The 19,998-nt window shown below is 62.8% G+C and carries 18 protein-coding genes; 10 read left to right on the top strand and 8 right to left on the bottom strand.

Annotation, left to right across the window (positions count from 1 at the left end; translation table 11 throughout):
• Positions 1-156: 156 nt before the first annotated feature.
• The 4 genes from xylF to ASN89_RS23550 form a co-directional block, all read right to left on the bottom strand.
• On the bottom strand, positions 157-1,131 hold the full coding sequence (gene xylF, locus ASN89_RS23565) for a D-xylose ABC transporter substrate-binding protein (protein WP_139143382.1): 975 nt from the start codon (positions 1,129-1,131) through the stop codon (positions 157-159).
• Positions 1,132-1,271: 140 nt separating this feature from the next.
• Positions 1,272-3,059 carry an IlvD/Edd family dehydratase gene (locus tag ASN89_RS23560; protein ID WP_058050970.1) on the bottom strand — a complete coding sequence of 596 codons (1,788 nt, stop codon included), beginning with the start codon at positions 3,057-3,059 and terminating at the stop codon, positions 1,272-1,274.
• Positions 3,056-3,823 (bottom strand): SDR family NAD(P)-dependent oxidoreductase, encoded by a 768-nt coding sequence (locus ASN89_RS23555; protein WP_046681864.1) that lies wholly within the window; start codon positions 3,821-3,823, stop codon positions 3,056-3,058. The genes ASN89_RS23560 and ASN89_RS23555 overlap by 4 nt, the downstream gene beginning before the upstream one ends.
• Before the next feature lie 27 nt (positions 3,824-3,850).
• A complete protein-coding gene (locus ASN89_RS23550; RefSeq protein WP_058050969.1) occupies positions 3,851-5,011 on the bottom strand; it encodes a fumarylacetoacetate hydrolase family protein in 1,161 nt (386 codons plus the stop codon).
• Between the two features lie 429 nt (positions 5,012-5,440).
• Here ASN89_RS23550 and chvE point away from each other — a divergent pair, with 429 nt between their 5' ends.
• The 3 genes from chvE to mmsB all read left to right on the top strand — a co-directional run bounded on the left by chvE (position 5,441) and on the right by mmsB (position 9,319).
• Complete coding sequence (gene chvE / locus ASN89_RS23545) at positions 5,441-6,463, top strand: multiple monosaccharide ABC transporter substrate-binding protein (protein ID WP_223278970.1); 1,023 nt, start codon at positions 5,441-5,443, stop codon at positions 6,461-6,463.
• 113 nt (positions 6,464-6,576) lie between these two features.
• The gene (mmsA, locus tag ASN89_RS23540) at positions 6,577-8,118 is read left to right on the top strand and encodes a multiple monosaccharide ABC transporter ATP-binding protein (RefSeq protein ID WP_058050968.1); all 1,542 of its coding nucleotides are present in this window, start codon (positions 6,577-6,579) and stop codon (positions 8,116-8,118) included.
• Positions 8,108-9,319: a multiple monosaccharide ABC transporter permease gene (mmsB, locus tag ASN89_RS23535; RefSeq protein WP_046681861.1), complete on the top strand. Its 1,212-nt coding sequence runs from the start codon at positions 8,108-8,110 to the stop codon at positions 9,317-9,319. Before mmsA ends, mmsB begins: the two co-directional genes overlap by 11 nt.
• Before the next feature lie 64 nt (positions 9,320-9,383).
• On the opposite strand, the gene ASN89_RS23530 is transcribed toward mmsB, so the two are convergent.
• Together ASN89_RS23530 and ASN89_RS23525 are read right to left on the bottom strand one after the other, a co-directional pair.
• A complete protein-coding gene (locus ASN89_RS23530) occupies positions 9,384-11,015 on the bottom strand; it encodes an NAD(P)/FAD-dependent oxidoreductase (RefSeq protein ID WP_058050967.1) in 1,632 nt (543 codons plus the stop codon).
• Entirely contained in the window at positions 11,015-12,526 is a 1,512-nt protein-coding gene (locus tag ASN89_RS23525) for a polyamine aminopropyltransferase (RefSeq protein ID WP_058050966.1), read from the bottom strand. Before ASN89_RS23525 ends, ASN89_RS23530 begins: the two co-directional genes overlap by 1 nt.
• 59 nt (positions 12,527-12,585) lie before the next feature.
• On the opposite strand from ASN89_RS23525, the gene ASN89_RS23520 reads away from it, so the two are divergent.
• From ASN89_RS23520 to rsgA, 7 genes are all read left to right on the top strand, one after another.
• The gene (locus ASN89_RS23520; protein ID WP_082127519.1) at positions 12,586-12,972 is read left to right on the top strand and encodes a DUF350 domain-containing protein; all 387 of its coding nucleotides are present in this window, start codon (positions 12,586-12,588) and stop codon (positions 12,970-12,972) included.
• 27 nt (positions 12,973-12,999) lie between these two features.
• Complete coding sequence (locus ASN89_RS23515; protein WP_046681857.1) at positions 13,000-14,040, top strand: SPFH domain-containing protein; 1,041 nt, start codon at positions 13,000-13,002, stop codon at positions 14,038-14,040.
• A gap of 10 nt (positions 14,041-14,050) precedes the next feature.
• A complete protein-coding gene (locus ASN89_RS23510) occupies positions 14,051-15,514 on the top strand; it encodes a DUF4178 domain-containing protein (protein WP_058050965.1) in 1,464 nt (487 codons plus the stop codon).
• Positions 15,511-15,699, top strand: a complete 189-nt coding sequence (locus ASN89_RS23505; protein WP_046681855.1) for a hypothetical protein — start codon at positions 15,511-15,513, stop codon at positions 15,697-15,699. The genes ASN89_RS23510 and ASN89_RS23505 overlap by 4 nt, the downstream gene beginning before the upstream one ends.
• Positions 15,700-15,701: 2 nt before the next feature.
• On the top strand, positions 15,702-16,073 hold the full coding sequence (speD, locus tag ASN89_RS23500; RefSeq protein ID WP_058050964.1) for an adenosylmethionine decarboxylase: 372 nt from the start codon (positions 15,702-15,704) through the stop codon (positions 16,071-16,073).
• 64 nt (positions 16,074-16,137) lie between these two features.
• The gene (locus ASN89_RS23495; RefSeq protein WP_058050963.1) at positions 16,138-16,692 is read left to right on the top strand and encodes a hypothetical protein; all 555 of its coding nucleotides are present in this window, start codon (positions 16,138-16,140) and stop codon (positions 16,690-16,692) included.
• Between the two features lie 274 nt (positions 16,693-16,966).
• On the top strand, positions 16,967-18,031 hold the full coding sequence (rsgA, locus tag ASN89_RS23490) for a ribosome small subunit-dependent GTPase A (protein WP_058050962.1): 1,065 nt from the start codon (positions 16,967-16,969) through the stop codon (positions 18,029-18,031).
• Positions 18,032-18,100: 69 nt separating this feature from the next.
• On the opposite strand, the gene ASN89_RS23485 is transcribed toward rsgA, so the two are convergent.
• Entirely contained in the window at positions 18,101-18,520 is a 420-nt protein-coding gene (locus tag ASN89_RS23485) for a F0F1 ATP synthase subunit epsilon (protein WP_058050961.1), read from the bottom strand.
• Between the two features lie 62 nt (positions 18,521-18,582).
• Positions 18,583-19,983, bottom strand: coding sequence for a F0F1 ATP synthase subunit beta (gene atpD / locus ASN89_RS23480; RefSeq protein ID WP_034752705.1), 1,401 nt, complete (start codon positions 19,981-19,983; stop codon positions 18,583-18,585).
• Positions 19,984-19,998 lie beyond the last annotated feature (15 nt).

Below are 19,998 nucleotides of genomic sequence, written 5' to 3'. Positions count from 1 at the left end.
CGGCGCCCATGGCGCCGCTAATCCGACCTACGGCCGATGCGGACGGCCGACACCACCACCGGCGTTTCCGGAGCCGGCGATTGTCGGATAACGGCCGATGCGGGCAATCGTAGGCCGGCTTAGCGCGCAGCGCGCAAGCCGACAGCAAGCAGGTGATCAATTACCCAGCTGCGCCTTGGTATAGAAACCGTCATCGACGAGAATGTTCACATTCGCCTTGGTCAGCGGCGTTGGTTTCAGCAGCACCGTGCTGACTTTTTTCAGGCCGTTGTCATAGCTGGAGTTGTAGGCCGGCTTTTCATTGCGCGCCAGTTGCACGGCCAGCTTGGCCGCTTCGGCGGCGATGGTTTTCAACGGTTTGTAGACGGTCATCGATTGCGTGCCGGCGATGACGCGTTTCACGGCCGCCAGGTCGGCGTCCTGGCCCGAGACCGGCACCTTGCCGGCCAGTTTTTGCGCTGCCAAAGCCTGGATGGCGCCGCCGGCCGTGCCGTCGTTCGAGGCGACAATGGCGTCGATCTTGTTGCCGTTGGCCGTCAGCGCGTTTTCCACGATGGACAGCGCTTCGGTGGCGCTCCAGTCCTTCACCCACTGCTGGCCGACAATCTTGATATCGCCCTTGTCGATGAACGGTTTGAGTACCTTCATCTGGCCTTCGCGCAGCATCTTGGCGTTGTTGTCGGTCGGCGAGCCGCCCAGCAGATAGTAATTGCCCTTCGGTTGCAGCTTGGTCACGCCTTCGGCCTGCATCTCGCCCACTTTCTCGTTGTCGAACGAGATGTACGCGTCGATATCGGCGTTCAGGATCAGGCGGTCATACGACAGCACCTTGATGCCGGCCTTTTTCGCTTCCTTGACGGTGTTGTTGAGGACCGTGGCGTTGAACGGCACGATCACCAGCACGTCCACGCCGCGCGAGATCAGGTTTTCGATCTGCGAAATCTGGCGCTGTTCGCTGGCGTCGGCCGACTGCACGAAGACCTTGGCGCCCTGCTTTTCGGCCGCGGCGATGAAGAAATCGCGGTCACGCGTCCAGCGTTCCACGCGCAAATCGTCGATGGAGAAACCGATTTTCGGGTTTTTCGCATCGGCCAGGGCGGCGCTGCTTGTCAATGCCAGCATGGCGGTCATGATGGCTGCACTGATGATCTTGTTCATTGTGTGTCTCCTTGTGGATTTTATTAACAACGTTTTTTTAACTACGGGTACTGCTGAAAATCTGGTGATGCTGGTGTTGTCGGCTTGCGCGCGGAGCGCTAAGCCGACCTACATCAATGGTTATGCCGTGGCAGGGTCTGGCCCACGGCGCGGTATTTCAGGGCCAGCTCCATGCAGGCGCCCGTTTCCAGCTGGCCCACGCTGGCGCGGTAGATTTCCTGCCACGGCGTGGCGCTGTCGTTGACGGGCGGCGGCAGTTCTTTGGCGCGGCGCGCCAGTTCGTCCGCATCGACCAGCATGTCGCAGTGGCCCCCGTTCAAGTCCACGCGGATGATGTCGCCCGTGCGCAGCAGCGCCAGGCCGCCGCCCACGGCGCTTTCCGGCGACGCGTTCAGGATCGAGGGGCTGTCCGAGGTGCCGGACTGGCGCCCATCGCCCAGGGTCGGCAGGTTCAGAATGCCGGCCTTGAGCAAGGCATCGGGCGGCTGCATGTTGACCACTTCGGCCGAACCGGGCCAGCCCACGGGACCTGCGCCGCGCATCACCAGCATGCAGCTGTCGTCGATGTTGAGCGCCGGGTCGTTGATGCGCGCGTGATAGTCGCTTGAACCATCGAAGACGATGGCGCGCGCCTCGAACACGCCTTCGCTGCCGGGACGCGACAGGTAGCGCTCGCGGAAAGCGGGAGAGATCACACTGGTCTTCATGATGGCAAAGTCGAACAGGTTGCCCTGCAAGGCCATGAAGCCGGCCTTTTCCTTCAGCGGCGCGGCAAACGGGCGGATCATCTCGCGGTCCGTGCTTTCGCGTCCCACCAGGTTCGCGGCCATGCTCTGGCCCGTGACCGTCAACCGGTCCGCGTGCAGCAAACCCGCCTGCTGCAACTCCCACATCACGGCCGGCACGCCGCCGGCGCGGTGGAAACGTTCGCCCAGATACTTCCCGGCCGGCTGCATGTTCAACAGCAGCGGCACGTCGTAGCCATGTTCCATCCAGTCGCTCGAGTGCAGTTCCACGCCCGCATGGCGCGCCATGGCCATCAGGTGCGGCTGGGCGTTGGTGGAGCCGCCGATGGCCGCGTTGACGATGATGGCGTCCAGGAAGGCCTCGCGCGTGAGAATGCTCGAAGGGCGCACGTCGTCATGCGTCATGGCGACGATGCGGCGCCCCGTTTCATAGGCGATCTGGCCCCGTTCGCGGTACGGCGCGGGGATGGCCGAGCAGCCCGTCAGCGACATGCCCAAGGCTTCCGCCAGCGCATTCATGGTCGATGCCGTGCCCATGGTGTTGCAATGGCCGGCCGAGGGCGCAGAGGCGGCCGCGATCTGCAGGAATTTGTCGTTGTCGATCAAGCCGGCCGACAGCTGGCGGCGGCCCTTCCAGATGGCCGCGCCGGAGCCCACCAGTTCGCCGTCCATCCAGCCGTCGAGCATGGGGCCGCCCGACAGCACGATGGCGGGAATGTCCACCGTGGCGGCGGCCATCAACTGCGCCGGCGTCGTCTTGTCGCAGCCCGTCGTCAGCACCACGGCATCGATCGGGTAGCCATGCAGGATTTCCACCAGCCCCAGATACGCGAGGTTGCGGTCCAGCGCGGCCGTGGGACGGCGGCAATTTTCAAAGATCGGGTGCAGCGGGAATTCCATCGGGATCCCGCCCGCGTCGCGGATGCCGTCGCGCACGCGCTGCGCCAGCTCCAGGTGGATGCGGTTGCAGGGGCTGATGTCGCTGCCGCTTTGCGCAATGCCGATGATGGGCCGGCCCGAGCGCAGCTCTTCGGCCGTGATGCCATAGTTCATGAAGCGCTCGAGGTACAGCGCCGTCATGTCGATGTGGTCGGGATTGTCGAACCAGTCCTGCGAGCGGAAGCGCCGCGCCGGGTGTTTGCCTGCGGTGCTCATGCGCCGTACCAGCCTGCGTCGACGTAGTATTCGCGTCCCGCGCACTTGGCCGCGTTGTCCGACGCGAGGAACAGCGCCAGCGCCGCCACGTCTTCCGGCTCCACGCGCAGCTGCAGGCATTGTCCCTGCAGGATCACGGCTTCCGCTTCCGGCGTATGCCACAGCTTTTCCTGGCGCGGCGTGCGCACGGCGCCGGGAATGATGCAGTTGACGCGGATGCCGTCGACGCCCAGGTCGCGTGCCAGGCCGCGCGTCAGGCCCTCGATGCCGGCTTTCGCTGTCATGTAGATCGACAGGCGCGCTTGCGCCAGGTGCCAGGAAATCGACCCCAGGTTGAGAATCACGCCGCTGCCCTTGGCGCGCATGGCGGGCGCCACGGCCTGGGCGCAGAAATACTGGTGGCGCAGGTTGACGGCCATGCGCTCGTCCCAGTAGGCGGGCGTGACGTCCTGCAGTTCGTGGCGGTCGTCATTGGCCGCATTGTTGATGAGGATATCCGTGGCGCCCGCGCTGTGTTCGATCTCGGCGAAGGTGGCGGCCAGAGCGCCCAGGTCCGTCAGGTCGCAATAGCGGAAAACGGGCGGCTGCGGCAGGTTGGCCAGCTTGTCCTGCAGCGCCAGCGACGCTTCGCGGGCGATGTCGAGAAAGGTGACGTGGGCGCCCTGGCGCGCGAACGCCTCGACGATGGCCACGCCGATGCCGGTGCCGCCGCCCGTGATGACGACGCGCTTGCCGGCCAGGCTAGGGTAAGTTGCATGCTGCATGGTGTCTCTCTTTTTAAAATAATCGGATCAAAGCAAGCCGCGCTGGGCCAGGTTCTGGTACAGCGCGCGCACGCCGAACGTCCAGGGGGCAATCGCATCGCAGCGCTGTACTTCGTTGACCAGCGCGCCCAGCGAAGCGCTGGCAATCGTCACCCTGTCGCCCAGATGGTGCGTAAAGCCGCCGCCCTGGGCGCCGCGGTCCTTCACGGGCGAGAACATGGTCCCGAGGAACAGCATGAAGCCGTCCGGATACTGGTGGTACTGGCCGGCCGTCTGGCGCACGAGGTCGAGCGGGTCGCGGCTGATCTCGCGCATGAAGCTGGCGCCTTCGAGCACGAAGCCGTCGTCCGCGCCTTCGATCAGCAGCGACACTTCCGCCTCGCGCACGGTGTCGAGCGTGAAGTGCTCGTCGAACAGGCGGATGAAGGGGCCAATGGCGCAGGAGCCGTTGTTATCCTTGGCCTTGCCCAGCAACAGGGCGCTGCGTCCTTCGATGTCGCGCAGGTTGACGTCATTGCCCAGGGTCGCCCCCAGCACCTCGCCGCGGCTGTTGACGGCCAGGACGATCTCGGGCTCCGGGTTGTTCCAGGCGGACGATGGCAGCAAGCCCACCTGCGCGCCGCAGCCCACCGACGACATCGGCTGCGCCTTGGTAAACACTTCCGCATCGGGGCCGATGCCCACTTCCATGTATTGCGACCAGGCGCCGCGCTGCTGCAGCTGCTGTTTCAGGCGCTGCGCCGCGTCCGAGCCAGGCTTCAGTGCCGACAGATCGCCGCCCAATGTCATTTGCAGGGCGGTGCGCAAGCTGGCCGCGCGCGCCGCGTCGCCGCCCGCCTGCTCCTCGATCACCCGTTCGAGCAGGCTGACGGCGAAAGTCACGCCGCATGCCTTGACGGCTTGCAGGTCGCACGGCGCCAGCAGCAGTGGCTCGCCGGCCGGCGCGGCCAGTGCCTGCTCCAGCAGCGACTGCACGGAGCCAAGCGCGATGCCGGGCGCATGGCGGGCGATATCGAGCGCATCGCTGCGTTCGAACAGCTCGGCCACCGTCGCCACCGTCTGCGTGATGTCGACCACTTCGCCGCCGCGCACGGCGACGACGCAGGGGCCGTCACGCCAGATGCGGCCAATGAGGGTAGCCTGCACCAGGTCGGCGGGCAACAGGGAGGCGGGGGAAATCGGCTGCATGGCAAGCTTTCAAAAGGTCGTGACGGGATGGCGGGTCTTCAAGTTCGGACCGATTCTGCGCGCCGCCCTGTGTCGCCGCAATTACGAAAATCACCAAATTGAATGATGATTATTGGTATTGCAGTGCACCAAAAAAAGCCGCCGCCCAGCCCCCGTTTCCGCCCTGCGCGCAGGCGGGAAGGTGCGCCATGGCGCATTGCATCAATTGACCCATCGATATCATTTTGGATATCACCAATGCGAAAAAAGTGATTGGTGAGGGATGGATGGACAAACTAGTATCAGCCGTGGCCTGCAATCGGCCATTCGCACGGAGCCCGCCCACTGGACGACGGCCCTGGCACATTCAACTATCGAAGACGGTGGAGACCTGAAATGAAAACAACAATGAAAATGCTGACCGCGAGCCTGGCGCTGGCCATCTCCGGCATGGCGGTAATGCCCGTGGCAAGCGCCGCCGACAAGGGCGCGATCGGCATCTCGATGCCAACCAAATCGTCCATGCGCTGGATCGCCGACGGCGACAACATGGTCAAGGTATTCAAGGAGCGCGGCTACAAGACGGACTTGCAGTTTGCCGACGACGATATCCCGAACCAGCTGGCGCAGGTGGAAAACATGATCACCAAGGGCGCCAAGGTGCTGGTGATCGCCGCCATCGACGGCACCACCTTGTCGAACGTGCTGCAAAAAGCGGCCGACAAGGGCATCAAGGTCATCTCGTATGACCGTTTGATCCGCGGCACGAAAAACATCGATTACTACGCCACCTTCGACAACTTCCAGGTCGGCGTGCTGCAAGCGGGCTATATCGAATCGGCGCTGAAACTCAAGGAAGGCAAGGGCCCGTTCAATATCGAACTGTTCGGCGGCTCGGCCGACGACAACAACGCGCACTTCTTCTACAACGGCGCGCTGTCAGTGCTCAAACCGTACATCGACAGCGGCAAGCTGGTGGTGCGTTCGAAGCAGATGGGCATGGAAAAGGTCGCCACCCTGCGCTGGGACGGCGCCGTGGCGCAAGCCCGCATGGACAACCTGCTCAGCGCCTACTACGGCAATGCGCGCGTCGACGCCGTGCTGTCGCCGTATGACGGCTTGAGCATCGGCATCCTGTCCTCGCTCAAGGGCGTCGGCTACGGCACGCCGAAGCAGCCGTTCCCCGTCGTGACGGGCCAGGATGCGGAAATCCCGTCGGTGAAATCGATCATCCGCGGCGAACAGGCATCGACCGTGTTCAAGGACACGCGCGAACTGGCCAAGGTCACGGCGAACATGGTCGACGCGATGATGAGCGGCAAAACGCCGACCGTCAACGATACCAAGACCTATAACAACGGCGTGAAAGTCGTGCCGTCCTACCTGTTGAAACCGGTCACCGTCGACAAGGCGAACTGGAAGCAGGTGCTCGTCACCGGCAGCGGCTACTACACGGAAGCGCAAGTGAAATAAGCATCGACGGTACTGAAGGCCCGGCGCTGCCGGGCCTTTCGCTTCACGCACCATCAAGAACAAGACTGCAGCACGACCGATGCCGACCAGCGCGGCCGTGTCAGAGAGGTTATATGACGAACACTATCCTGGAAATGCGCGGGATACGCAAAACATTCCCGGGCGTCGTTGCGCTCGACAATGTCAACCTGCGGGTACGCAGCGGCGAGATCCACGCCATCGTCGGCGAAAATGGCGCCGGCAAATCGACCCTGATGAAAGTGCTGAGCGGCGTCTACGGCCATGGCAGCTATACGGGCGACATCGATTACCTGGGCCAGACGCGGCACTTCCGCGGCATCAAGGACAGCGAAGAAATCGGCATCATCATCATCCACCAGGAACTGGCGCTGGTGCCCCAGCTGTCGATCGCCGAGAATATCTTCCTCGGCAACGAACCGTCCCGCATGGGCGTCATCGACTGGGAATACGCGCAAAGCAAGACGCGCGAACTGCTGCACAAAGTCGGCCTGAAAGAGTCACCTGACACCCTGATCACCAACCTGGGCGTGGGCAAGCAGCAGCTGATCGAAATCGCCAAGGCGCTGTGCAAGGACGTCAAGCTCTTGATCCTCGACGAGCCGACGGCCAGCCTGAACGAAAGCGACAGCGCGGCCCTGCTCGACCTGCTGCTGGGCCTGAAAGCCCAGGGCATCGCCTCGATCCTGATCTCGCACAAGCTCAATGAAATTTCAAGGGTCGCCGATGCCATCACGGTGCTGCGCGACGGGAACACGGTCGACAGTTTCGACTGCCGCGTGGAGCCCGTCAGCGAAGACCGCATCATTGAAAAAATGGTCGGACGCGAAATGGCGGACCGCTATCCGCCGCGCACGCCGACGATAGGCGAGACCATTTTCGAAGTGCGCGACTGGCGCGTCTTCCATCCCGAGCATGCCGACCGTCCCGTCATCAAGGGGATCAACATGCACGTGAAAAAGGGAGAGATCATCGGCATCGCCGGCCTGATGGGCTCCGGGCGCACGGAACTGGCGATGAGCATTTTCGGCCGCGCCTACGGCCAGCGCATCAGCGGCACGGTGCTCAAGAATGGCCAGGAGATCGACGTCAGCACCATCGGCAAGGCGATCGCGCACGGCCTCGCCTATGTCACGGAAGACCGCAAGGGCCTGGGCCTGATCCTCGAGGAAGACATCCAGAAGAACACCAGCCTGGCTAACCTCGATGCGATTTCGCAGCACATGGTGATCGACGAGCAGCGTGAATTCAGCGTGGCCGAGGAGTTCCGTCGCAAGCTCAAGACCCGTTGCTCGAGCGTGGCGCAGAAGGTGGTCAATCTGTCCGGCGGCAACCAGCAGAAAGTGGTGCTGGCGAAGTGGCTGTTTTCGCGCCCCGACGTGCTGATCCTCGATGAACCGAGCCGCGGCATCGACGTGGGCGCCAAGTACGAGATCTACAGCATCATCAGCGACCTGGCGGCCGAAGGCAAATGCATCATCATGATCTCGTCGGAGATGCCGGAATTGCTGGGCATGTGCGACCGGATCTATGTCATGAATGAAGGCCGCTTCGCGGCAGAACTGAGCGCGGCAGAAGCATCGCAGGAGCGAATCATGCGCGCGATCGTTACACACGGAGAAAACAATGGACAATAAACTGACAGCAGGCGCGCCGGCAGCAGCAGCGGCCGCGCCGCAAGCGAAAAGCTATGCCGGCTTTTTGAAGAACAATATGCGCGACTACGGCATGCTGCTCTCGCTGATCGTCATCATGGGCTTTTTCCAGTACATGACGGACGGCACCCTGATGCAGCCGCTGAACCTGACCAACCTGGTGCTGCAAAATAGCTACATCGTCATCATGGCGCTGGGCATGCTGATGGTCATCGTGGCCGGCCATATCGATTTGTCCGTCGGCTCGGTGGTCGGCTTCGTCGGCGCGCTGGCGGCCGTCCTGATCGTCAACTACAACATGAATTTTGTTGCCGCCAGCATCATCTGCCTGCTGGCCGGCGCCGTCATCGGCGGCGCGCAAGGCTATTTCGTCGCCTTCTTCAAGATCCCGTCGTTTATCGTGACCCTGGCCGGCATGCTGGTCTTCAAGGGCCTGACCCTGGCGCTGCTCGCTGGCCAGTCGGTCGGTCCTTTCCCGGAAGGCTTCCAGATGCTCAGCTCGGGCTTTTTGCCTGACCCGTTCGGCGGCGAAAACCTGCGCGGCTTTTCGCTGCTGCTGGGCGTGATCGCCGCCGCGGCGCTGATCATCACCTCGCTGCGCAGCCGCGCCAAGCAACTGAAACACGGCATGGAAAACGAACCGCGCGCCTTCTTCCTGCTGAAAAACGCGATCTTCGCCGCCGTGATGGTGTATTTCAGCTACCTGCTGGCGTCGTACCGCGGTTTTCCCAACGTGCTGGCCGTGATGTCGCTGCTCATCGTCGCCTACACCTTCATTACCAACCGCACCGTGCTGGGCCGCCGCGTGTATGCCGTGGGCGGCAACGAGAAGGCGGCGCGCCTGTCCGGCATCAAGACGGAACGGGTCAGCTTCTACACCTTCGTCAACATGGGCATGCTGGCCGCGCTGGCCGGCCTGATCTTCGCCGCGCGCCTGAACACGGCCACGCCAAAGGCGGGTACGGGTTTCGAGCTGGACGTGATCGCCGCCTGCTTCATCGGCGGCGCCTCGGCCTCGGGCGGCGTGGGCAAGGTGATGGGGGCCGTCATCGGCGCCTTCATCATGGGCGTGATGAACAACGGCATGTCCATCATGGGCATCGGCATCGATTACCAGCAAGTGATCAAGGGCCTGGTGCTGCTGGCGGCCGTCTTCATCGACGTCATTAATAAAAATAAATGAGAAGAACAAGGAAGCACAGGTTCGAGCCTTAGGGGGCTCTGGCCGGCGCTTGCGCCGGCCTTTTTTATGCAGCGGCTAATCGCGCAGCGCGATCCCCCCACCACGCCGCCTCTTCAAATACGGAAAAGCCCGACAGATCGGCATGCGCGAACAGGATGGCGCCATCGTGCTCGCGCAGCGCCTTGAGCCCCGCATTACTGCGAAAACCGGGCAACGGTGCGGCCATGGCGTGGCCCCGTACGGTGATGTCGACCCGTTCCACGCAGCTGGCGAAATCGCGTCCATACGCCGTCTTCAAATCGACGCTGGCCAGCGCCAGCAATTCTTCGGGCGTGGCCGTGTCGAGCCATTTGCGGGCTTCCTGCGGCGTGCGGTCGGACAGGGCCACGTAGGCACTGAAGACGGTTTTCTCGGGCGGGCGCACGCGGATGTCCTGGTGCGTCGAGACGACATAGCCGAGGCCAGGCTCCTGGTACACCACGTTGTCCCAGCACAGGGGCGCATGCGGCAATTCGTCGGGAAAGCGTTTCAGTAAAAAATTGGCCACCATCCACGGCGCATACGCGGGCGTGTGGCGCTTCGCGTCAAAACCATAGCCGGCGATGTTGTTGACCACGCGGGCCGCCACATACAACGGCATGGCGCAGATGGCCTTGCGCGCCTTGACCAGGTAGGTGCGCGGCTGGCCGTCGACCAGTTCCAGGCACAGCGCCTCCACGCCCTTGTCCGTCGTCTGCACGGAAACCACCGTGCCCGCATGACGCTGGACACCTGAAGCCTGCTCCATGGCCGTGGCGACCGGTTGCATGCCGCCCGGCCAGGTCAGCCAGGCGCCATTGCCCGCGTTGGCCGCCTGGCCCCAGCGGCTGCAATAGTAATGCAGGCCGGCCCAGGCCGAGACCTGGTCGTAGCGCGTGCCGTAGTCATCGCGGCAGCAGTAATTCAGATACCAGTGCAGGGTGGGCGAGGTATAGCCTTCGCGCTCCATCCACTGCTTTAACGTGATGGTGTCGAGTGCCTGCCAGGCCGGGTCTTGCGACGACTCCACGGTAGGGAACACGAAGACGCGCTTGCCGTCGTTGCCATGCGCCTGGCGCAGGCGCCGCACGTCGGCAAAGAAGCGCTCGTGCTGCGCCAGTTCCGCAGGCGGCACGCCTTCGGTGGGAATGAAGCCGTCCTGCCAGTGGCCGTTGAACAGCAAGCGCTCTTCGGGCGCGTGCAGGATGTAGCGCTCGTCATAATATGGCTTTTCCGCTTGCGGATCGCGCTGGATGATCCCCAGGTCGAACAGGATGTCGCGCACATGGGTCGATTCGGGCGACGGCAGCGGCAAATAATGGCCTCCGGTCGGATAAGCCAGGTCGCCGAACTGCCCGCCAGCCGCGTTGCCATACGGCTGCGGGCCATCGATCATGAGGAAATCCTTGTGCCCCAGCTTGTTCAGGCGCCAGGCGGCCGTCAGGCCGGCGATGCCCGAGCCGAGGATGGCCACGTCGGTGTGCAAGGTGCGTGACGGTGGCGGCAGCGCCTTGCGCTCGCGCAGCAGCTCACGCAAATAATGTCCCTCGCTGCGGCCCGGGTACAGCACCTTCGGCGTGATTTCCTGCCAGCGCAGGTAGGCGGCGATGCTGCCGATGCCTGCGGCCGCCGCCGCAGTGCCGCCGGCGGCCCACAGCATGAAGGAGCGGCGCTGCATCAGCGGATCACCCGGTTCCAGTCCTGCTCGAATTCATGCACGAGTGACTGGGTATTCAAGCGGTTGGGCGCCATCGGCAGCGGCTGCATGTCGGGCGGGAAGATGAACATTTCGCGCGTGGTGTCCGCATTCAGGTAGCGCATGGGCAGGCGATAGCTGGTGGGCGGTTTGTAGTCGAGCTGGGGAGAAGCAAGGATAAACCCCCATTCGCCGAACGAAGGCACGTAGGCGTGGTAGGGCCAGGTGCGCATGCCCACTTCGCGCAGGGTCGAATTGATGGTCCAGTAGGCGTGCGGGGCAAAGAACGGCGACGTCGACTGCACCACCATCAGGCCCTTGGCCGCCAGGTGTTTTTTCACCAGGTCGTAGAACGGCACCGAATACAGCTTGCCGAGCGCGAAGCTGGACGGGTCGGGGAAATCGACGATGGCCGCGTCGAACATGTCACCGTTATTGCGCAGCCAGACGGCGGCATCGGCATTGACGACGGTGACGCGCTTGTCCGAGAACGAACTGTTATTCAGCTTGGCCAGCTCCGGGCGCGTGGTAAACGCGGCCGTCATGGCGGGATCGAGATCAACCACGGTGACGTGCTCGATGTGGGGATAACGGAGGATTTCGCGCAGCGCCAGGCCATCGCCGCCGCCCAGCACCAGCACGCGGCGCGCCCACGGCAGCGCTTCCAGCACGGGGTGCACCAGCGCCTCGTGGTAGCGGTACTCGTCGCGCGAGGAAAACTGCAGGTTGCCGTTGATGTACAGCCGCGTATCATCCTTCCAGTGCGTGATCACCAGGCGCTGGTAGGGCGTGGTGGTGGAATACACGATCTCGTCGCCGAACAGGCCGTGTTCGCCCCAGGCCACCATGCGGTCCGACATGGCAAAGCCGGCGATCAGCACCAGCATCACGGCGCAGGCACGCAGCAAACGCCCCGTGAGATTTTTCAGCTCGGCGCGGAACACATAAATGCTCCACAGGCCCACGCCCACATTCAGCATGCCGAACAGGAAGCCCGTGCGCACTAGGCCCAGATACGGCGACAGCACCAGCGGGAACAGCAGGGAGACGGCCAGCGCACCCAGGTAGTCGAAGGTCAGCACGCGGCTGACCAGCTCGGAAAATTCCGTCTGGCGCGTGTTCAGGGCGCGCATCACCAGCGGCACTTCCATGCCGACCAGTGCGCCGATCAGGAACACCATCACATACAATAAGGTGCGAAATGGCGCGGCCATCCACGAGAACGTCATGAACAGGATGGCGGCCGACAGGCCGCCGATCAGGCCCACGGCCAGCTCGATGTCGACGAAGCGCGAAAGCACGTCGTCATCCTTTACGTACTTGGAAAAGTGAGCACCCACACCCATCGCGAATAGGTAGCAGCCGATGATGGTGGAAAACTGCAGGATGGAGTCGCCGAGCAGGTAGCTGGACATGGCGCCAGCGATCAGTTCATACGCGAGGCCGCAGGAGGCGACCACGAAGACGGACAAAATCAGAATCTTTTTGTTCATTGGACTTTTTTTGTTCTAATATGCGTTGACGTTATCAAATGCTCATTGCGAGGAATGCCGTGCCCGACATCCTAAACTATCTGATCCACCTTTTACTGGCCGCCGCGCTGCTGATTGTATTTTTTATCATCTACACGCGTGTCACGCCGTATAACGAAGTACTGCTGATCCGCCAGGGCAACCAGGCGGCGGCCCTGTCGCTGGGCGGCGCCATGCTGGGCTTTTCCGCCACCATCGCCTCGTCCCTGATGCACACGGCCGGCTACCAGCAATTCTTCGCCTGGGCCTTTGGCGCCATGGTGGTGCAATTGCTCGCCTATGTGGTCACCACACGTTTGCTGCGCATGTCGAAGGACCAGATCGAATCGAACAACAGCGCCTTCGGCGGCCTGCTGGCCGCCATTTCCCTGTCGATCGGCGCCATCAACGCCGCCTGCATTTCCTGACGTTTTACCTCATTCAAGGATACCATCATGAGCCTCGGCAGCTTTATCAAGAAGCAGTTTATCGACGTACTGCAGTGGAACGAAGAGACGGAAGGCGTACTGGCCTGGCGTTTTCCCATGCAGGATTTCGAGATCCAGAACGGCGCGATCCTGAATGTGCGCGAATCGCAGGTCGCCGTCTTCGTCAATGAAGGCAAGATCGCCGACGTCTTCGGTCCCGGCACGCACAAGCTGACGACGCAGACTTTACCGCTGCTGACCAACCTGAAAAACTGGGACAAGCTGTTCGATTCGCCGTTCAAATCGGACGTGTATTACTTCAGCACCCGCGTGCAGACGGGCCGCAAGTGGGGCACGCCGCAGCCGATCACCATCCGCGACAAGGATTTCGACATGATCCGCGTGCGCGCCTTCGGCATGTACTCGTACCGCATCGCCGACGCCCGCACCTTCTTCACCGAGATCAGCGGCACGCGCGAAGTCTATACGCGCGACGAGGTGGAAGATCAGTTGCGCGGCATTCTGATGTCGAGCATGGCCAGCTCGCTGGGCGGCGCGAATGTCCCCTTCCTCGACATGGCGGCCAACCAGGCGCTGATGGCGCAGGAAGTCAAGGATGGCCTGGCGCAGGCGTTTGCCCGCTACGGCGTGGGCCTCGATGAATTCAACGTGGCCAGCATCAGCCTGCCAGAGGAATTGCAGGCGGCGCTCGACGAACGCATCTCGGCCGGCATGAAGGGTGGCCTGGGTGCCGACAAGATGAGCGGCTACACGAAATTCCAGGTGGCCAACGCGATCCCGCTGGCGGCGCAAAACGAAGGCGGCATGGCCGGCATCGGCGCGGGACTGGGCGCCGGACTGTCGATCGGCCAGGTGATGGCGCAAAGCATGGGCGGCGCGCTGCAGCAGCAGGCACCGGCGCCGACGCCCGGCGCGCCGCCAGCCCCCGTGGAAGAACCGATCGAAGCGCGCCTGGAAAAACTCAAGGGCCTGCTGGACAAGGGTCTCATTTCGCCGGCCGACTACGACGGCGCCAAGGCTGAACTGCTGAAAAAACTGATCGGCTAAGCGCGACTGCATGCAAACTGTTTCCTGTCCCAGCTGCGGCGCGGAAGTCCGTTTCCGCTCGCACGCTTCCGTGCTCGCCGTGTGCGAGTACTGCCACAGCACCATCCTCAAGGACGCCGATTCCGTCAGGGACGTGGGCAAGATGTCGGCCGTCCTGGAAGACTATTCACCGATCCAGATCGGCACGGCCGGCGTGCACGATGGCGTGCACTTCACCGTCGTCGGCCGCATCCAGCAGCGCTACAGCGCCGGCACGTGGAACGAGTGGTATCTGCTGTTCGATGACGCCAGCACCGCCTGGCTGGGCGACTCGTCCGGCCTGTACACCCTGACGCGCGAACGCAGCACGCAGGACGCCCTGCCCGCCTTTGGCGAGCTGGCGCCGGGCAGGCGCTACACGATTTGCGGCGAGCCGTACACGGCGGCCGAGATCCGCAGCGCCGAATGCATCGCCGGGCAGGGAGAACTGCCGTTCAAGGTGGGCGCCGGCTGGCGCATCCAGGTGGCGGACTTCCGCAACTACGCCAGCTTTGTCACGCTCGACTACACGGATGGCCCGCAACCGGTCGTCTACCAGGGCGTCGCCGTCACCCTGGACAGTTTGAAGTGCCAGCTGCTGCGCGACGACGATGCCATCGCCAAGAGCGCCGGCAAGTATCGCGGCAAGCTCGATGCGCTCGACTGCCCCTCCTGCGGCAACGGCATCCACTATGTGCCTGGCGCGGCGGTGCAACTCGTGTGCCCCGCCTGCCACGCGCAGCTCGACGCCAGCGGCCCGGAAGCGCAGGTGCTGGCCATCGGCAAGCAGGTGCACGACAACGCCGACATCTCCCTAGAGCTGGGTGCCAGCGCGAAGATCAGCAATGTCGACTTCACGGTGATCGGCATGATGCGCCGCGCCGACGACGAAGGCAGCGAGTGGAACGAATACCTGCTGTACAACGCGCGCGCCGGCTTCTTCTGGCTGGTGGAGACGGACGATGGCTGGTCGCGCTCGAACGTGCTGCCGAACTGGCCCAACTGGACGTCGCCGGACGCCGATACCTGCAAGCTCGATGGCGCCACCTATCGCAAACTGTATGACTACGGCTCGCAAGTCGTGTATGCGGCCGGTGCCTTCAACTGGAAAGTGGCTGTCGGCGACAGCACGCACGTGCATGAATTCGAGCAGGGACAGACCAAGCTGGCGGCAGAAATCACCGGCGAGGAAATGACCTGGTCGCGCTCCGTGCCCGTCGCCTATGATCAGATGGTCGCCTGGTTCGGCGCCGCCTTCCATGGCGGCGACCAGGTGCACAATATCCAGCTGAGCCACCGCGGCATCGCCAAGGTCTTCATCGTCATCGTGCTGGTCTTGAATGCGATCCCAATGTTTGTCTCGTTCTCCAGCACCTTGATGTGGAGTTTGCTGGGCTGCCTGGCGCTGTTCCTGCCTGCCGCTTTTCTCGACAAGAATGCAAAGAATCCCCCATGAGTAAATATGTGATCTATGCCCTGATGGTGACCTTCAGTGTCACGGCCGCCAACTGGGTGCGCATGTTCAAGGTGGCCGGCAGCAGCAGCGGCAGCAGCTGGAGTTCGCGCACGGGCACCGGCGGCGGCAGCTACGGCGGTGGTTATGGCGGCGGCTCCGGCGGCGGTGGCGGGAGTCACAAATAAGCATGGCGTCCACACCGCATCTGCCCCTGGGCATCCATCTGCTGGCCGACCTGTCGGGCATCGCGCCGGAACGCCTGCGCGATTGCGCCGCGCTCGAGCGCCTGCTGCGCGACGCCGCCGTCGCGGCCGGCGCGCAGGTGCTGCATGGCCATTTCCACAGCTTTGGCCCGGGCCAGGGCGTCACGGGCGTGCTGCTGCTGGCCGAGTCGCACATCTCGCTGCATACCTGGCCCGAGGTCGGCTTTGCCGCCGTCGACATCTTCATGTGCGGCGCGGCGCGGCCGCAGCTGGCGCTCGACATCATCAAGGATGCGCTGCAGGCGGCGCATTGCCAGCTGCAGTCCGTACGGCGCGCGCCGCCCGGGCATTCCTAGCGCCGCTGGTGGATCGCGTGGGGATCGCTTACACTGTCGGCTCATTCCCCCAACCGTGACTCCCATGCGCCGTTCCGCCCTCCTTGCCCTGCCCCTGCTGCTGCTGGTTTCCGCCTGCGATGACTACACGGCGCCCAGCCTGTACCAGGCCACCACGCCCGAGTGCAAGACGTGGGCGGAGGGCTCGCGTTTCGAGCTGCCGCGCGGTATCAGCATCTATGCCACGCCGCCCGTCACCCTGAAGGAAGGCGGCACGGAGCTGGCGCTGATTTTTACTTTGCCCGTCGGTACGCAAGCCAGTTTTACGCGCCTGTCCTTCCTGCTGGAAGAACCGAAACAGCCGCCCTTCGCGCAGGCCAAGATACTCACCATTTACCAGCGCGGCATGAACCAGAAGGCGGAGATCGTCGACGTCATCGAGCAGCTGCCCATCATGTTTTCCGCCGTCGGCAACAGCAAGGAAACCCAGTGGCGCCTGCGGTTGCAACTGCCGCGCCAGCTGCCGCAGCGCTTTGATCTGTCGATGCCCGACATGCTTGTCGGCGGCAAGCGCTATCCGGTGCGCACGTTTACGTACCGCTATTTCCCCGAGCGCCAGGCTTACGGCATGTGCAGCTAAGCCACAGCTTCTGTTGACGGCGGCGCAGGCCGCTGGCACACTGGTGTTTTCCATCACACAACAGGAGTAGACAACATGCGCCATTCGGATACTGCCGTGCTGTCGGCTGCCTGATCACCGTTTTTCCCCGCTAAGCCTTTAGCCTGCACTTCCCCATACGCTGATCGCGTAGCCGACGTTCCCCTTCTTTCGTGCCAGTCAAAGCGACTGGCGGTGCCTGCACGCGCAGGCTACATGTCCGCACGCGGACGACAGAATTTGGAATCACGCTACCATGATCGCATTCGATTTTGCGCAACTACGCCTTATCGGGCTGCAGCAGGCCATCGCCAGCGCAGCCACCCAACTCGACATCTCTTCCCCCACCGCGCAGCTGATGCGCGTTTGCGCCGTGCACCGCGACAGCATCATCGTGCACGATGGCCTCCTGGAACAGCCGGCAAAAATCCTGCCGCGCCTGCTGCACGAACTGCAGGAACGCGACACCATCCTCACGGTGGGCGACTGGGTCGCCGCCGAATACGATGGCCACGGCACGCTGTGGATAACGGCGCACTTATCCCCAGTCACGCAGATCGCGCGGCGCGGCAATGACGGCCGGCGCCAACTGCTTGCCAGCAATGTCGATACGGCACTGCTGGTGATGGGACTGGACGAAGATTTCAATCCGCGCCGCCTCGAGCGCTATCTGGCCATCGTGCTGGCGGCCCAGGTCAGCCCCGTGGTGGTGCTGAGCAAGGCCGACGTGGCCGACGACGTGCCGGGCAAGCTGGCGCAGCTCAGACAGCGCCTGCCGCCCCACGTGCCCCTGTTTGCCATCGATACGCGCCATGCGTATGACGTGGCCATCCTGGAACCGTGGTTGAGTGCCGGCCAGACCCTGGTGCTGCTCGGTTCATCGGGCGCCGGCAAGACCAGCCTGACCAATACCTTGTGCGCGGTGGAGCAGGCAACCAACGGCGTGCGCCATGGCGACGGGCGCGGGCGCCACACGACGACGGCGCGCTCGCTGCACCTGTGCGCCAGCGGCACCTGCATCATCGACACGCCGGGCCTGCGCAGCTGGCGTGCCGATGCCGATGCGGAAACGCTGGCCGCTACCTTTGACGACATCGCGGCGCTGGCGGCGGCGTGCCAGTTCCGCGATTGCCGGCATGCGAGCGAACCCGGTTGTGCCGTGCGTGGCGCCGTCGATGGGGACCGCCTGCGCAATTATCACAAGCTGCTGCGCGACGCGCGCCGCAGCGAGGAAACGCCGCTCGAGCGCATCGCCGCGCGCGCCAAGTGGAAGACGGTATTGAAAGCGGGACTGGAAAGGGGCAAGGACAAGCGCCGCTAATTTTTACTGAAATTCGTTTGCTGAAAAAAAAGGCAGCCCGAAGGCTGCCTTTCTTGCGCGGCGCAGTGATTAAATCTTGCGCAGCTTCTGGATCGCTGCCAGTTGCGCAATCGCGCTGGCCAGCTCGGCTTGCGCTTGCGCGTAGTCGATGCCCGAATCCTTGTTGTGGATATTTTCTTCCGCCAACTTCTTCGCTTCCAGCGCTTTCGCTTCGTCGAGGTCGTGACCGCGGATCGCGGTATCGGCCAGGACGGTCACGGTATCCGGTTGCACTTCCAGCAGGCCGCCGGCGACGAAGACGAACTCTTCTTCTGCCTGGCCGACTACCTTGATGCGGACCGCGCCCGGACGGATGCGGGTAATCAAAGGCGTGTGGCGTGGGTAGATACCCAGCTCGCCCTGTTCACCCGGCAACGCGACGAATTCTGCTTCACCTGAAAAAATCAGTTCTTCAGCGGAAACCACGTCAACGTGAATTGTGTGTGCCATGTGTGTCCTATCGGGTTGAAGAACCCCGCCTTCTGAGGGGCGGGGTTAGGCCCAGACTTAACTTAGTTAAGTTTCTTGGCTTTTTCGATTGCTTCTTCGATCGTGCCGACCATGTAGAACGCTTGTTCCGGCAGGTGATCGAGTTCGCCCGAAGCGATCATTTTGAAGCCCTTGATCGTGTCTTTGAGCGAAACGTATTTACCAGGCGCGCCGGTAAAGACTTCAGCGACGTGGAAAGGCTGCGACAGGAAACGCTGCATCTTACGTGCGCGGGCGACCAGCAGTTTGTCTTCCGGTGCCAGCTCGTCCATACCCAGAATCGCGATAATGTCGCGCAATTCCTTGTAGCGTTGCAGGGTCGTTTGCACGGCACGCGCGGTATCATAGTGCTCTTGACCAACGATCAACGGATCCAGCTGACGCGAGGTCGAATCGAGTGGGTCCACGGCTGGGTAGATACCCAGGGAAGCGATGTCACGCGACAGCGCAACGGTCGAATCCAAGTGAGCAAACGTGGTAGCAGGCGACGGATCGGTGTAATCATCGGCTGGAACGTAGACGGCCTGGATCGAGGTGATCGAACCGGTCTTGGTCGACGTAATACGCTCTTGCAGACGGCCCATTTCTTCAGCCAGGGTCGGTTGGTAACCCACAGCCGACGGCATACGGCCCAGCAGTGCCGATACTTCGGTACCAGCCAGCGTAAAGCGGTAGATGTTGTCGACGAAGAACAGAACGTCCTTGCCTTCATCACGGAACGATTCAGCGATCGTCAGGCCGGTCAGCGCGACGCGCAGACGGTTACCTGGCGGTTCATTCATCTGACCGTAGACCATCGCCACTTTGGAGTTCTCTGGGTTTTCCAGATCGACCACTTTCGCGTCAGCCATCTCGTGGTAGAAGTCGTTACCTTCACGAGTACGCTCACCAACACCGGCGAACACGGACACGCCGCTGTGCGCTTTGGCGATGTTGTTAATCAGTTCCATCATGTTCACGGTCTTGCCTACGCCAGCGCCGCCGAACAGACCAACTTTACCGCCTTTTGCAAACGGGCAAACCAGATCGATCACCTTGATGCCGGTTTCCAGCAGTTCTTGCGATGGCGACAGTTCGTCGTATGCAGGAGCGGTGCGGTGGATCGACGCGATCTGCTCGTGCGACACTGGGCCGCATTCGTCGATCGGGTTGCCCAGCACGTCCATGATGCGACCCAGGGTTGCTTTACCGACTGGCACCATGATAGGTTTGCCGGTATTCTGGATCATCATGCCGCGACGCAGGCCATCGGACGAGCCGAGTGCAATGGTACGGACAATGCCGTCGCCCAACTGCTGTTGTACTTCCAGGGTCAGTTCCGAGCCTGCCATCTTCAAGGCATCAAATACCTTAGGCATCGCGTTGCGGGGAAACTCAACGTCCACCACAGCGCCGATACACTGAACGATTTTGCCATCAGCCATGTTCGTTCCTTCAAT

Source organism: Janthinobacterium sp. Ant5-2-1, assembly GCF_001445815.1.
In the GTDB taxonomy this organism is placed as follows: domain Bacteria; phylum Pseudomonadota; class Gammaproteobacteria; order Burkholderiales; family Burkholderiaceae_D; genus Janthinobacterium; species Janthinobacterium lividum_E.
The sequence above is the reverse complement of the archived record's forward strand: the minus strand, read 5'-3'. Positions and strand labels throughout refer to the sequence as shown.

What these genes read in the sequence shown, in the direction of transcription:
- xylF (WP_139143382.1), bottom strand. Translation starts at nt 1,131, where the DNA reads ATGACCGCCATGCTGGCATTGACAAGCAGCGCCGCCCTGGCCGATGCG.
- ASN89_RS23560 (WP_058050970.1), bottom strand. Translation starts at nt 3,059, where the DNA reads ATGAGCACCGCAGGCAAACACCCGGCGCGGCGCTTCCGCTCGCAGGAC.
- ASN89_RS23555 (WP_046681864.1), bottom strand. Translation starts at nt 3,823, where the DNA reads ATGCAGCATGCAACTTACCCTAGCCTGGCCGGCAAGCGCGTCGTCATC.
- ASN89_RS23550 (WP_058050969.1), bottom strand. Translation starts at nt 5,011, where the DNA reads ATGCAGCCGATTTCCCCCGCCTCCCTGTTGCCCGCCGACCTGGTGCAG.
- chvE (WP_223278970.1), top strand. Translation starts at nt 5,441, where the DNA reads ATGGCGGTAATGCCCGTGGCAAGCGCCGCCGACAAGGGCGCGATCGGC.
- mmsA (WP_058050968.1), top strand. Translation starts at nt 6,577, where the DNA reads ATGACGAACACTATCCTGGAAATGCGCGGGATACGCAAAACATTCCCG.
- mmsB (WP_046681861.1), top strand. Translation starts at nt 8,108, where the DNA reads ATGGACAATAAACTGACAGCAGGCGCGCCGGCAGCAGCAGCGGCCGCG.
- ASN89_RS23530 (WP_058050967.1), bottom strand. Translation starts at nt 11,015, where the DNA reads ATGCAGCGCCGCTCCTTCATGCTGTGGGCCGCCGGCGGCACTGCGGCG.
- ASN89_RS23525 (WP_058050966.1), bottom strand. Translation starts at nt 12,526, where the DNA reads ATGAACAAAAAGATTCTGATTTTGTCCGTCTTCGTGGTCGCCTCCTGC.
- ASN89_RS23515 (WP_046681857.1), top strand. Translation starts at nt 13,000, where the DNA reads ATGAGCCTCGGCAGCTTTATCAAGAAGCAGTTTATCGACGTACTGCAG.
- ASN89_RS23510 (WP_058050965.1), top strand. Translation starts at nt 14,051, where the DNA reads ATGCAAACTGTTTCCTGTCCCAGCTGCGGCGCGGAAGTCCGTTTCCGC.
- ASN89_RS23505 (WP_046681855.1), top strand. Translation starts at nt 15,511, where the DNA reads ATGAGTAAATATGTGATCTATGCCCTGATGGTGACCTTCAGTGTCACG.
- speD (WP_058050964.1), top strand. Translation starts at nt 15,702, where the DNA reads ATGGCGTCCACACCGCATCTGCCCCTGGGCATCCATCTGCTGGCCGAC.
- ASN89_RS23495 (WP_058050963.1), top strand. Translation starts at nt 16,138, where the DNA reads ATGCGCCGTTCCGCCCTCCTTGCCCTGCCCCTGCTGCTGCTGGTTTCC.
- rsgA (WP_058050962.1), top strand. Translation starts at nt 16,967, where the DNA reads ATGATCGCATTCGATTTTGCGCAACTACGCCTTATCGGGCTGCAGCAG.
- ASN89_RS23485 (WP_058050961.1), bottom strand. Translation starts at nt 18,520, where the DNA reads ATGGCACACACAATTCACGTTGACGTGGTTTCCGCTGAAGAACTGATT.
- atpD (WP_034752705.1), bottom strand. Translation starts at nt 19,983, where the DNA reads ATGGCTGATGGCAAAATCGTTCAGTGTATCGGCGCTGTGGTGGACGTT.